Source organism: Paenibacillus sp. FSL H8-0261 (assembly GCF_045040645.1).
In the GTDB taxonomy this organism is placed as follows: Bacteria; Bacillota; Bacilli; order Paenibacillales; family Paenibacillaceae; genus Paenibacillus_AQ.
Genome location: NZ_CP150297.1, coordinates 1,188,651 through 1,204,253, shown reverse-complemented (window position 1 = coordinate 1,204,253; position 15,603 = coordinate 1,188,651). Strand labels below are relative to the sequence as shown.

The 15,603-nt window shown below is 44.2% G+C and carries 14 protein-coding genes and 1 other annotated feature; of the genes, 2 read left to right on the top strand and 12 right to left on the bottom strand.

Annotation, left to right across the window (positions count from 1 at the left end; genetic code table 11):
* Positions 1-13: 13 nt before the first annotated feature.
* On the top strand, positions 14-997 hold the full coding sequence (locus MHI27_RS05215) for a tRNA-dihydrouridine synthase (protein ID WP_340974349.1): 984 nt from the start codon (positions 14-16) through the stop codon (positions 995-997).
* 70 nt (positions 998-1,067) lie between these two features.
* Here MHI27_RS05215 and MHI27_RS05210 read toward each other — a convergent pair whose 3' ends face one another.
* The 11 genes from MHI27_RS05210 to MHI27_RS05160 form a co-directional block, all read right to left on the bottom strand.
* Complete coding sequence (locus MHI27_RS05210) at positions 1,068-2,453, bottom strand: alpha-galactosidase (protein WP_405175753.1); 1,386 nt, start codon at positions 2,451-2,453, stop codon at positions 1,068-1,070.
* Between the two features lie 5 nt (positions 2,454-2,458).
* Complete coding sequence (locus tag MHI27_RS05205) at positions 2,459-3,370, bottom strand: ROK family protein (RefSeq protein ID WP_042185284.1); 912 nt, start codon at positions 3,368-3,370, stop codon at positions 2,459-2,461.
* Positions 3,371-3,384: 14 nt separating this feature from the next.
* Positions 3,385-4,107, bottom strand: a complete 723-nt coding sequence (locus MHI27_RS05200; protein WP_076299168.1) for a 6-phosphogluconolactonase — start codon at positions 4,105-4,107, stop codon at positions 3,385-3,387.
* 20 nt (positions 4,108-4,127) lie between these two features.
* Positions 4,128-5,258 (bottom strand): ROK family protein, encoded by a 1,131-nt coding sequence (locus tag MHI27_RS05195; protein WP_340974345.1) that lies wholly within the window; start codon positions 5,256-5,258, stop codon positions 4,128-4,130.
* A gap of 276 nt (positions 5,259-5,534) precedes the next feature.
* Positions 5,535-7,163 carry a chaperonin GroEL gene (gene groL, locus MHI27_RS05190; RefSeq protein WP_042185277.1) on the bottom strand — a complete coding sequence of 543 codons (1,629 nt, stop codon included), beginning with the start codon at positions 7,161-7,163 and terminating at the stop codon, positions 5,535-5,537.
* A 78-nt stretch (positions 7,164-7,241) separates the two neighbouring features.
* Positions 7,242-7,523: a co-chaperone GroES gene (gene groES / locus MHI27_RS05185; protein ID WP_036676506.1), complete on the bottom strand. Its 282-nt coding sequence runs from the start codon at positions 7,521-7,523 to the stop codon at positions 7,242-7,244.
* Positions 7,524-7,961: 438 nt separating this feature from the next.
* Positions 7,962-8,729: a twin-arginine translocase subunit TatC gene (gene tatC, locus MHI27_RS05180; RefSeq protein ID WP_042193366.1), complete on the bottom strand. Its 768-nt coding sequence runs from the start codon at positions 8,727-8,729 to the stop codon at positions 7,962-7,964.
* A gap of 150 nt (positions 8,730-8,879) precedes the next feature.
* Positions 8,880-9,122 (bottom strand): twin-arginine translocase TatA/TatE family subunit, encoded by a 243-nt coding sequence (locus MHI27_RS05175; RefSeq protein ID WP_042185275.1) that lies wholly within the window; start codon positions 9,120-9,122, stop codon positions 8,880-8,882.
* Positions 9,123-9,259: 137 nt separating this feature from the next.
* Positions 9,260-9,745 carry a molybdenum cofactor biosynthesis protein B gene (locus tag MHI27_RS05170; RefSeq protein ID WP_020429419.1) on the bottom strand — a complete coding sequence of 162 codons (486 nt, stop codon included), beginning with the start codon at positions 9,743-9,745 and terminating at the stop codon, positions 9,260-9,262.
* 79 nt (positions 9,746-9,824) lie between these two features.
* A complete protein-coding gene (moaC, locus tag MHI27_RS05165) occupies positions 9,825-10,298 on the bottom strand; it encodes a cyclic pyranopterin monophosphate synthase MoaC (RefSeq protein ID WP_042185273.1) in 474 nt (157 codons plus the stop codon).
* Positions 10,299-10,301: 3 nt separating this feature from the next.
* Positions 10,302-10,937, bottom strand: coding sequence for a 5-formyltetrahydrofolate cyclo-ligase (locus tag MHI27_RS05160; protein ID WP_042185271.1), 636 nt, complete (start codon positions 10,935-10,937; stop codon positions 10,302-10,304).
* A gap of 244 nt (positions 10,938-11,181) precedes the next feature.
* Here MHI27_RS05160 and abc-f point away from each other — a divergent pair, with 244 nt between their 5' ends.
* Positions 11,182-13,122 (top strand): ribosomal protection-like ABC-F family protein, encoded by a 1,941-nt coding sequence (gene abc-f, locus MHI27_RS05155; RefSeq protein WP_405175752.1) that lies wholly within the window; start codon positions 11,182-11,184, stop codon positions 13,120-13,122.
* A gap of 406 nt (positions 13,123-13,528) precedes the next feature.
* Here abc-f and MHI27_RS05150 read toward each other — a convergent pair whose 3' ends face one another.
* The gene (locus MHI27_RS05150) at positions 13,529-15,064 is read right to left on the bottom strand and encodes a 2-isopropylmalate synthase (RefSeq protein WP_042185267.1); all 1,536 of its coding nucleotides are present in this window, start codon (positions 15,062-15,064) and stop codon (positions 13,529-13,531) included.
* A 238-nt stretch (positions 15,065-15,302) separates the two neighbouring features.
* Positions 15,303-15,584 (bottom strand) — a binding site (T-box leader).
* Positions 15,585-15,603 lie beyond the last annotated feature (19 nt).

The following is a 15,603-nucleotide window of genomic DNA, read 5'->3' as shown; positions in this document are numbered from 1 at the left end:
GAAGGAGAACTTAATGAGTAACGAACAGAATTTTTGGCTTGATTTACCAAAGCCGTTTTTTATATTGGCACCTATGGAAGATGTCACAGATGTTGTATTTCGTCACGTGGTTAGTGCAGCTGCAAAACCGGATGTGTTTTTCACGGAATTCGCAAATACAGAATATTACTGTCACCCTAAAGTAAAAGTAAAAGAAAGTGTACTTAGTCGATTAAAGTTCACAGAAGATGAACAACCGATGGTCGCTCATATTTGGGGTAATAAACCGGAGTATTTTGAACAGATGTGCATGGATATGAAAAAGCTTGGTTTTCGTGGTATCGATATTAACATGGGATGCCCAGTAAAAAACGTCGCAACCAATGGAAAAGGTGCTGGATTAATTCGACATCCTAAAGTAGCGGCAGAAATTATCCAGGCAGCAAAAGTTGGTGGATTGCCGGTTAGTGTGAAAACAAGATTAGGTTATAGCGAAATTGACGAGTGGCGCGATTGGTTGACACATATATTCAAACAAGATATTGCGAATCTTTCCATTCACCTTCGTACCAAAAAAGAGATGAGTAAAGTAGATGCACACTGGGAGCTTATCCCTGAAATCAAACAATTACGCGATGAAATTGCTCCAAATACGTTGTTAACGATTAACGGAGATATTCCTGACCGTGCAACAGGCTTAAAATTAGTCGAACAATACGGCGTGGATGGTGTCATGATTGGCCGAGGTATTTTCAAGAATCCATACGCTTTTGAACTAGAATCTAAAGAACATAGTGTGGAGGAACTTCTTCATTTACTACTTTTTCATTTAGATCTTCACGATAAATATTCAAAAGAACATGAACCACGTCTATTTAATCCACTTCGGAGCTTCTTCAAAATCTATATTCGTGGATTTGATGGTGCCGACGAACTAAGAAATCAATTGATGGAGACGAATTCAACCGATGAGGTGCGGCGATTGGTGCAACCTTTCTTAGATAAAGAATTAGAGTAATTCGTAATAAAAATTAATGGCCTCAGTTCTGAATTTCATCAGACAGAGGCCTTTTTTTATTAAAGATAACCTAATTCCACTCCAGTTTTGGCAGCATTTCTTTTTGCAGTTCACACATTTCATCGATCATCGCACAAGCTTGATAATAGGTTGGAGCTTGCGGATCAAGCAGAATCGCTTGCAGCAATTTTGTTCTCGACTCTTCAACAAACGCCTCAAGTAACAGCTTATGGATTGTACCTTGGATATGGATCGTTCCGATAATGGCAGTTGGCAGTTCAACCGTCATTGGCTTAAATTCGATACCATTTTTGTTAACGATCGCTTGTGTTTCAACGACCATATCATCTGGAAGTCCTTTAATAGCGCCATTGTTTTGCATATTAACAGCATTCAACTCGATTTCATCTTCGAAGAAGATCGCTTCAATAATTGGCACTGCATTTTCATTACTAATTTGAACCTTTTCTTTATCGAACGTATAAGCTTGCTCTATCCAGAGCTCTTGGTTCATTGTTTTCTCGAACAAGCCTTTATCTAAAGTACTGCCACTTGCACAGTATACAAATTCAGGTGTTCTAGAATCTTTCTTCCACAGCTGCTCACTTATTGGATCGTAACGGAACTGCAGGGGTAGTCCAGCATAGAAATCTTCTGCCCAAGAAATATACTCGCCGCAATGGTTAGTACCCGGATAAGGGAAGTAGCCATACGTTCGATACAACGTTCTGGATAATCCAACATGATCAAATTGTGCCAAACGGTTAGCTATCTTTTCTTTTTCATGGAGTCGAGGGTATAAATCCTCTCCCGTATTCTTGTTCCAGATCTTCGTGAAGAAGCCAAAGTGGTTCAATCCGCCGCCTTCAACAGCGATATCTTTACCATCCATCTCCAGAAATTCAGCTAGCTGATGAATACCGATGTCTAAACCATGGCATAAGCCTACCACTTTGATTGAAGTTAATTTGGAGATCGCTTCCACCAATTTCGCTTCCGGATTCGTGTAATTGATTAGCCAAGCATTTGGACACACCTTCTCCATTGTCTTTGCAATTTCCAACATCGGACCTAGATTTCTCAAAGTGTGGAACATTGATCCTGGACCGCCGTTCTCACCATATAGCTGCTTGCTGCCGTAACGCCGTGGGATATGGAAGTCTTGTGACCAGTAGTGATATCTCTCTACCTCAATCGCAACGATGGAGAAGTCAGCATCTCTTAATGCATCTTCCAAATTCGTCGTTTGCCAAATCTTCGCAGGATGAGAAAATGCCGTGAACATTTCGGTTGCATACTTGTATGTTCTATTCACATTTTCTTCTACAATGTCCATAAGCGCGATTTCGAGCTCTACTTGATTTTTTAAACGTTCTGACAACACCATATCTTGAAGTGCTCCTAGCCCAAAGGAAACACTTCCTGCTCCGATTAACGCAACCTTCAACTTTTTCATTGTCTTCAAGCTCCTTTTTCCTTTTTATATACGTTATAGCCAGCACCAATAATTCCGGCGTCAGGTCCAAATTCAGTCAACACGATTTTAATGTTCTCTTTTAAATGTGGAAGGACTTTCTTTTTAGCGCTTTCTATCACTCTATCAATCAGCCACTGGTTGTGATGAATGACCGCTCCTCCGATAACAAAAATATTTGGATCAATTGTTTGCATCAAAGAAACAATTGCGTTGGAAAAGTACTCAACCCACCTGTCGATCACTTCAATCGCTTGCCGATCTCCCATATGATATCTTTCAAACAACAAACTCGACGTGGCATCAATGCCATATAAAAACTTACTTTCCGCTTCAAGAGCAATGCCGCTGCATAGGGATTCCAAAGTGCCGTTATACAACGTTGAATGGTTTCTTTTGCTGTCGGAAATAATCATGCTTCCGATCTCGCCCGCATATCCATGAGCTCCTTGAATAATTTTCTTATCAAGTATGATACCGCATCCAATTCCTGAACTAACCGTTATATAAATGGATTGATTATACGGCTTGGCAGCTCCATGATCCGATTCAAGCACTGTGATCACGTTTACATCATTCTCAAAAAACACTTCATAATTCGGAAAGAACGCCCTGATAGTTTCGATACTAACATTCTCTAGGCAAGGGATATTGGTTATATCTCGAATAAACTGTGTTTGATCATTCCAAGGAATCGGCAATACAATACCTATCTTGCTTGCTAGCTGTTCATGATCGACTTTCGCTGTCATTTCCTTGACGGTTTTGAAAATTTCGTCAGCATTTTGGAAATCTCTTGTTAATGCCGACTCCTTCCGAACAAGTTCAAGGTGCTCATTCACTAATCCAACCCTTATATTTGTACCTCCAATATCAACACCAATAACGAAGTTACCCATATTACGCTCCTCAACTATGATGACTGATCCATATATTTGGCGGCTGCAGCATCTAAAAAGAAATCTATATGATCATAGCCGAGCAATTGCTGAGCAGGCAGCCGTGCGTCAGAGTTTGTGAAAATCTCCTTCACGATTTCAGCTTTGCGCTCTCCAGTTATGACGACAACCACTCTTTTACTACTTGCAATCTGTTCCAAACCTAATGTAATGCCTTGCTTTAATTCAGTCTGCTCATGAAAATATTTTTGAGCGACAGTCTTTGTTGTTTCCGACAGCTCCACAACACTGCTGTAATTTAATACTGGGCTACCAGGTTCATTTAATCCGATATGCCCATTCATACCTACGCCCATCAAGCTGAATGTAATTGGGTGTTGCTCGATAAAGTGATCAATTCGCAAGCATTCCTGCTTCATATCCGGCGATGTTCCATCAAAAAACACAATCTGTCTGCTATCCAGTGAAATCTGCGAGAACAGATCTTGATTCAACATCTGATAGCAGCTTCCTTCAGAGCTTTTGTCAATACCAACCCACTCATCCAAGCTAACGATGTTAAGCCTCTTGATTTTCAATTGGAGGTCCGCATCATTGGAAAATTTCTGATAGCTTTTTTGTGGAGTACTCCCTGAAGCCAGGCAGAACACGGGATGCTGATCAGTAAATAAATGATCTTTCATCTCTCTGGCAATTTCGTTTGCTACTTCCTCTTCATTCTCAAAGATTTTGATCATGTTGCTCACTTCCTTCTTGTTTACTCCGAAATGACATTTATCATCTCTTGCTGGAGAATAAGTATAGCTGCTCCGATTGCTGTTGATTGATGTAACTTACTCACCGAAATTTGAGGAGTCCACTCCGTATATTGCTCGACATAGCTTTTCGTGCGGTCCAATATACGTTCCGGAAACAGCGCTACCGTTTTACCGCTAATAATGACCTGGTCGATATCCAAGATGCTGATCATATTGGTAATCGTTAATGCCAGATTCTTCGAAACATAATCAATGCAAGCTTCTACGTCATTCGTTGAATTCAAATCATATGTGCTTAACAAATACTTAATAGCTAATTTGCTTTCCAGCCAACCGACTGAAGATGGAGTCCTTTTATATTCTGAATCAAAGCACATATACTCCAGCTCACCCGCACTTGCATTAACGCCGCGGTGAAGCTCTTTGTTAATAATCAAGCCGCCCCCGACCCCATCACCTGCAGCAACATGAACGAGACTCGTCAGTGCTTGATCTGAGTTTTCAAGATTCCGAAATTCCGCCACAGTCGCTGCGTTCACATCATTCTCCAGAAGAATGGGCAAGTTCACTTCGCTCTTGAGAGTTTCAATAATCGTTTCATACTTAAAGTCGTTTTCTTTATTGTGATGCGTTCTCATCCGGATCGTTTTCTTTCTTGTATTGATCGCACCATCAACGCCAATACCAATCCCCAATACAACACTATCCGTTTCCTTCGCTTTACTCTTCAAATGTTCTACAATCTCTATAAATATCGAAGTGAACTGCTGGCTATAGAAAGGAATGTCTGTTTCAATCGAATACGTTTCTAATATCTTGTTGTGCAGATTAATGAGTAATGCCGTTATCGTATTGCCAATAATCTGTATTCCGATGGTCGTATAGCTGTTTTCATTAAATCTGTAAACCGTACGTTTTCTTCCTAAGCCGCCAGATCCTTCACGACTTTCACCAGTAACAGTCAATAAACCAATCTGTTCAAAAAAGGTAACAATCTTGCTCACAGTAACAAAGCTCATTGCCGTTTTTTCTGTAATCTCGACTTTCGCTAGTTCAGGATGTTGAAGCAAAATATCAAAAACTATTTTCCTGTTCTCATCTTTAATATCATTGGGCAAAAATGATTTCATATGTCCTCCTCGTTATATTATTAATATAATTAATAAATGAAGTTAAATAATTAATCAAAAAAATCAGGTCAGCACTGACCTCTTGAATTTATTATATATTCACTGTAGTGAACGTTCAAGTGTATTTATTTAACTTCCTTAAATTTATCTGTTCTCTATCTTATTATCACCAACTAGGCGTGCATTTGGTACGCCACAAAAAGAAGCCTCTCATGAGTTCAATGAACTCACGAGAGGCTTCTAATCCAACCTATTTCAAGGCTTTATCAGCCTTAATTACATCATGCCGCCCATTCCACCCATGCCGCCCATATCAGGCATACCTGGTTTTTCTGGTTCTGGCTTGTCAGCAATTACTGCTTCAGTAGTCAAGAACATAGCAGCTACGGATGCAGCATTTTGAAGCGCGGAACGAGTTACTTTAGCAGGGTCAACGATACCCGCTTCGAACATGTTCACCCACTCGCCAGTAGCAGCGTTGTAGCCGATGCCGATAGCTTCTTTTTTCAAGCGATCCACGATAACGGAACCTTCTTGACCAGCGTTAGCTGCAATGGTACGAACTGGTTCTTCGAGCGCGCGAAGCACGATGTTAACACCTGTTTTCTCGTCGCCAGTTACATCTACAGCAGCAACAGCATTATATACGTTCACAAGAGCTGTACCACCACCAGAAACGATACCTTCTTCAACCGCAGCGCGAGTTGCGTTCAGGGCGTCTTCGATGCGAAGTTTACGCTCTTTCAATTCAGTTTCAGTTGCAGCGCCAACTTTGACAACGGCTACGCCGCCAGCCAATTTAGCCAAACGCTCTTGCAATTTTTCTTTGTCGAACTCGGAAGTTGTTTCTTCCAGTTGAGCACGAATTTGACTTACACGAGCATTGATGTCCGCTTTGTCGCCGCTTCCGTCTACGATTGTTGTGTTTTCTTTAGTTACGCGTACTTGACGTGCGTTACCCAGTTGTTCAATGGAAGTGCTCTTCAGATCAAGACCGAGCTTCTCAGTGATCACTTGACCACCAGTCAGGGCAGCGATATCTTGCAGCATAGCTTCGCGACGGTCGCCAAAGCCAGGAGCTTTAACAGCGACAGCGTTGAATGTTCCACGCAGTTTGTTCACGATCAACATTGCTTGTGCTTCGCCTTCGATATCTTCAGCGATAATAACAAGCGGTCTAGCTTGTTGAACGATTTTTTCAAGCAATGGAAGGATTTCTTGAGTGCTGCTGATTTTTTTATCAGTGATCAAGATGTATGGGTTCTCCAGAACAGCTTCCATTTTGTCCGTATCAGTAATCATGTACGGGGAAATGTAACCGCGGTCGAACTGCATACCTTCTACGACTTCAAGTTCAGTAGCGAATCCACGGGATTCTTCAACAGTGATAACACCGTCTTTACCTACTTTTTCCATAGCTTCAGCAATCAATTGGCCCACTTCTTCGTCAGCAGCAGAGATAGCAGCTACTTGAGCGATAGCTTGGGAATCTTCGATTGGCTTAGCGATTTTTTGCAATTCTTCAACTGCTGCACGAACTGCTTTGTCGATCCCTTTGCGAATAACCATTGGGTTAGCGCCTGCAGTTACGTTCTTCAGACCTTCACGGATCATAGCTTGTGCCAGAACCGTTGCAGTTGTAGTACCGTCACCGGCTACATCGTTAGTCTTAGTAGCAACTTCTTTAACCAGTTGAGCACCCATGTTCTCGAATGCATCTTCAAGTTCGATTTCTTTAGCGATAGTTACACCATCGTTAGTGATAAGCGGGCTACCAAATTTTTTCTCAAGTACCACGTTGCGACCTTTTGGTCCAAGTGTAACTTTTACCGCATTTGCCAAAGCATCTACACCGCGCAACATAGAGCGGCGTGCTTCTTCACTAAATTTAATTTCTTTAGCCATTGTGTAATTACCTCCTAGAATTTTTTGTATATCACGTTACTTTAAGTAGTTTAGATTTAGCTTATAATCGACTCTCGCTTAGTCAAGAATCGCGTGAATGTCGCTTTCTTTCATAATCAAATATTCTTTACCTTCGTATTTGATTTCTGTTCCTGCATATTTAGAGAAAAGAACACGGTCGCCTTCTTTTACTTCGAGCGCTACACGTACTCCATCTTTCAAAGCTCCGCTACCTACTGCAATAATAGTTCCTTCTTGTGGCTTTTCTTTCGAGGAGTCCGGAAGCACAATCCCGAATGAAGTGGTTTCCTCCTGCTCGCTCGGTAGCACCAATACGCGTTCACCTAAAGGTTTGATCATGAAAAAATAGCCTCCTTTAAAATTATGTTATTTTGCTTCAAAACATAGTTTAGAACTTACCTGTCTTACTTCAAAATCTCTGGTGTTTATGAAAAATATCAATTGGACGCTATGAATATCTGGTCCATCTCATATTTTCCATAAGCATTAGCACTCGACAGCTTGTAGTGCTAACAACAATTTTTATGATACTCAACTTGAGCCCGGATTTCAAGTCCTTTTACACAAATTCGCATTTGTTTTCGTAAAAAATAACGTTTCACTGGTTGTCCTAGGCACACACTCTATACATTCTATCCACAGGGTGTGAAAATATGCGTATGATATCAGTAGTCTCAACTGTACCACCTACGCCCGAACATTTCAAAAAACGGGGGTTTAAAACAAAAGAACTGTCTCTTTCGTAGAAAAATCTACTTAGTGACAGCCCTCTTATCATCATTCCTCACTCTTGGTGTACTGAGCTTCCCTTGCCGCATCCGCAGCAAGCTGTTTGCGATAGACGAAGGCGGACAGGAATACGCTGAACTCATACAACACAAGCAGTGGAATCGTCACCAGAAAGTCTGAGATGAAGTCCGGGGGAGTGATGACTACAGCAATAAAGACAAGCGTGAAATAAGCGTATCGACGCATTTTACGCAAGCGTATCGGGTTAAGAACCCTCAGTTTGGTCAGAAACATCACCAACAGCGGTAGCTCAAACAACAGCGCTAAAGGTAGCACCAGACTGAACATGAAGTTGAAATATTGCGCAATTCCGTAGGTCTCTTCCAGTCCCATACTCCGGGTGATAGAGATTGTGAATGAAAGCGCCATTGGAAATACAACATAATAAGCAAAAGAAAGTCCGATTAGAAAAAGAACAAAAACATAGGGTACATAACGTAGTGTTGCACTACGCTCTTCCGGTCGTAAGCCCGGACTAATAAACGCCCACAACTGATAAGCAATAAAAGGAACTGAAATGACTAATGAAACCGCCATTGCGATCTTCATATACATTCCGATACCATCCCAGAATGAGAACGCATGCAGAACAAACCCTTGCGCTAGATCTGTACTAATTAAATAATCGTAGATTGGCTTGGCACAGAACAGCCCCCCTACCAATCCCAAAACAAATACAATCAGCACATAAATAATCCGTTTACGCAGCTCGGTGAGATGATCCACCACCGACATTTCTTCCGATTCGAGAGACATCCTGACACCATCCCATGACAAGAATAGAAACACCACACCGACTTTATGTATAGCTGTGCCCGTTTCTGCAGAAAGCAGCAACCAAATTGAAAAAGGGACATCTCCTAAGTCTATTAGACTTGAGAGATTGCCCCATTGTTAAATCTTTTATTATTCCGGCAGGCGTTTGTCCTGAGGAATATCTGCAGCGACCGTCTGCGGGGCCGTCGGCACAGGAGCTTCGCTCTTCTTCACCGGATCACCATCACCAATGATTTCACGTGCGCCTTCTTTAAATTCACGGAAGGTTCGTCCAACTGCGCGGCCTAACTCTGGCAGTTTATTCGGTCCAAAGAGGAGCAGTGCCAGTATAACCAACAAGATAATACCCGGAGTACCAATTCCACTAAACATTATTATTCCTCCTTGTCCGTCTATCCGATCATGGTATCGATTACGATAATCTAATAATACCATAACTTATGTCACAGTTACATCCACTATCTTCTATAAATAGTTTATCCTTGTGACGTGACAAGAATATGACAATGTTATTGGCGGTATTGGCCAGTTACCATGAGTAACGCTTCAGGTAGTTGATCCATAATGGCTGCTAAATTCTCATGAACACCCTTCGGTGTGCCCGGTAAGTTGACAATCAACGTGCGTCCACGAATGCCGCATATCCCGCGGAACAGCATCACCGCACGGTTTTTTTGCATCACCGTACTTCGCATCGCCTCAGAAAGTCCAGGCACTTCCCGTTCGATTACACGCCGGGTTGCCTCTGGAGTCACATCACGTATCGCTAAATCCGTACCTCCGGTAGTCAATACCAGATCTGCTTGAAAATAATCTGTGAGTTCTATCAAAGCTGCGATAATCTCATCTTGTTCATCGGGCACGATCCGATATTCAACGATCTCGCCTCCAAGTTCCTCTTCCACCAGCTCCCGAATAACCTGGGCGCTCGTGTCTTCCCGTTCGCCCCTGGCCCCTTTATCGCTGGCCGTTAGGATTGCTGTTTTCCACGCCATAGGTTTGTCCTCCCTCTCTATGTATAATTGGCTGTACAGTGCAGCCCACTTGCTTCAGCGCATCGAACGTCAGCTCTGATCATGGTTCAAGCGCGTAATCTCCATTCTTGCCCCCACTTTTAGATACTAAGAGCGTTGGTCCGATAATCATGTCCTTCTGAAGAGCCTTGCACATGTCGTACACCGTTAGTGCTGAGGCAGAAACAGCGGTCAATGCCTCCATTTCAACTCCGGTCTTTCCGGTAGTATGGACTGTTGCTTCTATATAAAGTTCATCTTCGCTGTTATCGGAGAAGCGGATGTCAATACCGGTAAGTGGGAGCGGATGGCACATCGGAATCCAGTCAGACGTCTTCTTGGCCGCCATAATTCCAGCGATCTGCGCAACGGCAAGTACGTCTCCTTTACTGATCTTGCCTTCCTTGATGGCACTAAGCGTCTCAGTTGCCATCTTGATCTTACTCCGCGCGACAGCTGTCCGCTTCGTAATCTCCTTTTCGCTCACATCCACCATACGAGCTCTTCCCTGCTCGTTAAAATGGGTCAATTCCACGACTCACTCTCCTTTTCGGCAGTGCACTATGCCATTTTCAGTAATCAGCATGTCCATAAAGGCATCATGCTCATCCATGGGCACTTTCGGAACCAGTTGCATACCAAAGGCTAGCCCGATCCAGACAGGGGGCTTCGCAGCAGCATACTCTTCCGTCTCCCATGACGCACGCAATCGATCATAGTATCCTCGGCCGTAACCAAGCCTGCCTCCCTGAAGATCAAAAGCCAGCCCCGGAACAAACACAACATCCGGTAGTGTAACAACTTCAATCTCTTGTGAATCTTTGCCGGATACAATAGGTTCATGGATACCATACGCCCCCGGCTCAAGCTCACTCCAAGCGTTTACCATATGGACACTCATTGCACCACTTGCCGGAATGACACGCGGCAGCAGTACCCTACGCTGGTCCTTCCACGCCTGTGTAAGAAGCGCGTTGGTATCGAGTTCAGAACGGAAAGATACATAGGCCATCAGTGAGGCTATGTCTTTCGTCTTCAGCCACTCTGATGCATGCTTGCAGACCAGAAAAGACAATTCCCTTCTCTGGTCCGAGGAGAGCTCGTTTCGGGCGATGGTCTTCTCAGTTCTTAGTTGTTGCTTTGCTTTGGAGATCACCGACTCCTTGCTTGACATCGTCGGCCACCCCCATATATTTATCCCAAGCTTATCCTTGTTTGTAAATCCAGTTTACCACTCTTCTCCCCGGTTCGCCAAGGTGGATAGGACTGTGTTTCTGGGCCAGGTCGTTATTCTCTACTTCCGATATATCGAGCTCTCGCTTGGGAAACGCTTTTCATGTAAACTATAGAATAAGTTGTTCATACGGCTGAGGTATAAATGCCAAGGCGAAATATGCAAGGGTGGAGGTTTCATCGTTATGCTTCTTCAAGCGACAGGAATTACAAAATCATATGGTATACAGAACGTACTAGACGGCATAAGCCTTCAGGTAAATGAAAAGGAACGTGTCGGACTCGTGGGTGTTAATGGTGCCGGCAAATCAACTTTTCTGCAAATTCTTGCTGGTGAAATGTCCTATGACAGCGGTCAAATTCATAAATCAAAAGAAACTACTATCGGGTATTTAGCCCAAAATAGCGGACTTCAATCTGACAAAACCATTCATGAAGAAATGATGGCAGTTTTCGCACCGCTGATCGAAGCCGAGGCTGAGCTAAGAGAGATGGAAGTAAGCATTGCCGATCCTAAGCTGGCAGAGGACCCCAAACGGTACGAAGAACTGCTCGAAAGATATGCCCGCCGATCAGATTGGTTCAAGGATCACGGCGGTTATGAAATGAATACACGAATCCGCAGTGTCCTGCACGGCATGGGCTTCGGCGAGTTCCCACCGGATACACCTATCTCCACACTTAGCGGTGGCCAGAAGACTAGACTCGCATTAGCCCGCATTTTGCTTCAGGCTCCCGATCTTCTAATGCTGGATGAGCCGACGAACCATCTGGATATCGAAACATTAACATGGCTTGAGGATTATCTTCGCAGTTATGCTGGCGGAATTCTGGTCGTATCTCATGACCGTTATTTCCTTGATCGGCTTGTAACTACTATTGTAGAGATCGAGCGTCATCAATCTCGGCGTTATACAGGCAATTACAGCCGATATGTAGATTTGAAGGCTGCCGAATATGAAGCACGGATGAAGCAGTATGAGAAACAGCAAGATGAAATCTCAAGAATGGAAGATTTCGTTCAAAAAAATATTGTGCGAGCATCTACCACGAAACGTGCGCAGAGCAGACGCAAAGCGCTTGAAAAGATGGACCGTATTGATCGACCGATGGGCGATCTGAAGAAAGCCAGCTTCTCCTTCGAGCCGGACTTCATGTCTGGTAAAGAAGTGCTGCAAGTCCGTAATGTTGCGGTTGCCTTTAATGATGGTCCACCTTTGTTCAAGGACGCTTCTTTCGAACTGCGCCGGGGAGAAACTGCTGCACTCATCGGTCCCAATGGTATTGGCAAATCTACACTGCTGCAGTGTATGACCGGAACCCGCGAGCCTTCAACTGGAACTGTGAATTGGGGGACTAAGGTAAAGGTCGCTTATTATGATCAGGAACAGACCCGCCTCAATCCAAAGAACACAGTAATGGAAGAGCTATGGAGTGAATATCCAATGATTGAGGAAGCCAGAATCCGTACGATCCTTGGCAACTTCCTCTTCAGTGGTGAAGATGTTCTTAAGAAGATATCCGCGCTGAGCGGCGGCGAAAAAGCACGCGTTGCATTATCAAAGCTCATGTTGCGCGGCGCAAATATGCTCATCCTAGATGAGCCAACCAACCATTTGGATTTAGTCAGTCGTGAGGTTCTAGAATCAGCTTTAATTGATTTTGAGGGCACATTGCTCTTCATTTCTCATGACCGTTATTTTCTCAATAAAATGGCTGAACGGGTGCTTGAGCTTCATCCCGAGGGGATCGATCAATACCTTGGCAACTACGATGACTATATCGAGAAAAAACGAGAATTAGAAGAAATTGCGAAAGATGCCGCTGAATTAGCCGCCAAAAACGTCAACAAGGACGCTGCAATGCCTGAAAAAAACGCTGTTTCCTCCTTCGAAGCGGACAAGCAAGCCAAGCGTGAAGAGCGTAACCGGAAGCGGCGTATTGCTGAGCTAGAGGAAGGCATTGCCTCACTAGAAGAGTCGATCGCTTTTATAGAGAATGAAATGACTAAACCTGAAGTTTATCAGGATTATTTAGCACTTCAAGGTCATGAAGAGGATCTGAAGAACAAAAAAACTCAGCTTACCGATTTATTTAACGAATGGGAAATCCTTGCTGACGAATAATGTAAAATCCGCTTCATAAATATTTTTTCATATTTCTTATTTTGTTCATAAAGAGTTATCCACAGCTCTATGCACAGGTTTCGTGTATAACTCCCTACTAAAAAAGCCCCTTAGGGGCTTTTTTTATGCGTTAAATCGGTATTTTCGAATTACAGGAATTATTATCCACCGAATTATCCACATTATCCACAATTCCCACAAGGTTTCATTGCTAACAAAAATGGTTATAAGGCCATTTTAAAAAGGGCTGACATTGCTGATTTTACGCACTTTTTACACAATTCGTAGAGAATATGTGGATAACGTTGTCCACAACTTGACAAAAGACATAACCCCACCTAAAACCTGTCATCAAAAGCTAAAAAAGAACCCGCTATCTCTAAATCAGACAGCGGGTCGATGTATATTAAACGATTTGTGTAGAGAGCAGGGCAGCGTTACAGGCTGCAATATAGGCAATCCCTGCTGCCATGATAATATCTTGATGCGTAGCTGTGCCTCTAAATTTAAGACCTTCCCACTCTACCATAACAGCCGCTTCCGCCTGGGCGTTCTCTCCACTTCCAAGTGAATGCAGCTCAAGTCCCGCAAAATCGATATCCTCTGAGATGCCTTGCCCAATAGCAGCGATAATAGCTTCAAGCGGACCATCTCCAGTACTAGTATGAGAAGTTTCCTGTCCAGACTTCAAATGGCGAACCGTAACCGCGGCCACCCGGCGCTGGGCACTGCCTGCCAATACCTGAACCTCACCCAGTTCATAGACCTGAGCTTGCTGTCCAGTTGTACTGCTCACCATTTGCAGCAACTGGTCATCACTGACTACCTTTTGGCGGTCAGCGGTCTCTTTAAACGATTCATAAAGTGCATCCAGCTCCGCAGGCTCCAGCGTAATACCGTACTTCGCCGCCCGGTCCTTCAGCGCATGTCTGCCAGAATGCTTGCCCAGAATGATCATGCTACGCGGGATACCCAGCCGCTCTGGGTCCATAATCTCATAGGTGCTACGATCCTTCAGCAAACCATCCTGATGAATCCCTGACTCATGCTGGAAGGCATTTCTTCCGACGACTGGTTTGTTATAGGCGATTGGAAAATGCATCGCTCCGCTGATCAGCCGCGAAGTATCATACAGCTTATCAAGCACAATGCCTGTTTCTGCTCCAATCGCATCCCCGCGGGTTTCGAGCGCCATCACAAGCTCTTCCAGTGCGCAGTTCCCGGTACGCTCGCCGACTCCGTTCACAGTGACTTCGATCTGCGTCGCACCTCCATCAATTGCTGCCAGACTGTTGGCTACAGCCAGCCCCAAATCATTGTGACAGTGGGCACTGTAGCTTACCGTTTCTCCACCTCTTGCTCCTAGCCGCACACGTCGGAACATTTCCCCATATTCATGTGGCAATGCGTAACCGACCGTATCGGGCAGATTGATAATAGAAGCGCCTTCCTCAATAACAGCTTCAATCATTTCAATCAGATCATCGATTCCTGTTCGCGCAGCATCCATCGCCGTGAATTCAACGACATCAGAGAATTGACGCGCATAAGCCGTCATCTCGCGGGCTTTGGCTACGACTTCAGCTCTGCTCATACGCAATTGATGCTGCAAATGAATATCAGAAGAGGAGATGAACAGGTGGATCCGCCGGCGTTCAGCATCTTGGGTTGCCCGGACTGCCGCGTCAATATCCCCTTTAACCGCCCGTGCAAAACCGCAAATTTCCACATTTCGCACCTTACGAGAAATCGTCTGTACTGCTGCAAAATCACCAGGGCTCGATATCGGAAATCCAGGCTCCATCACATCAACACCCAGATCCGCAAGCTTATAGGCCAGCAGTATTTTTTGCTCTGGGGTTAGACTTGCACCCGGAGCCTGTTCACCATCTCGCAGAGTCGTATCGAAAATTTGTATACGTTTCTTTACTGGAATAATCATCTGAATTCCTCCTGTTTTCCTCTTATTAGATTCCTTACCCTAACCTATGCTTCAGCGCAGATCCACACGTCGACTTGTGGTCCTGCTAAATTCCCCACCCACTGCTGCCGGCAGCTGATACGAATGAATCCTCTCACAATTTGGAATGTGCAGAAGGTTCACTCTTGGCGTCTTATATAGCGCCTGAGTCCATAACCCGAGTCGCTTCAATAAGAACGCAAAAACCCGCCGTCTCTAATAAAGAGACGGCGGGTTACCCCTCCGCGGTACCACTCTTTTTGACGCATAGGCTATTCATATAATCAAGCCGTTAAGCTGCGTCCAGCTCTTCTTCCCGGTCCATCCTGAGGGAGTCAGGATATCTGGAAAGGTCCGATAACGGGGACAGCCGTAGGCAGCGTACTCTTATTTCCGCCGCTCCGCTCCCGGGCGAGATTCAAGACTTTCGGTGACTGCGTCGCACCACCCCGCAGCTCTCTGTTCACCGTCATTCCCTACTACTCCCGTTCTTAGCGTGTATTATATACATTCTCACTACT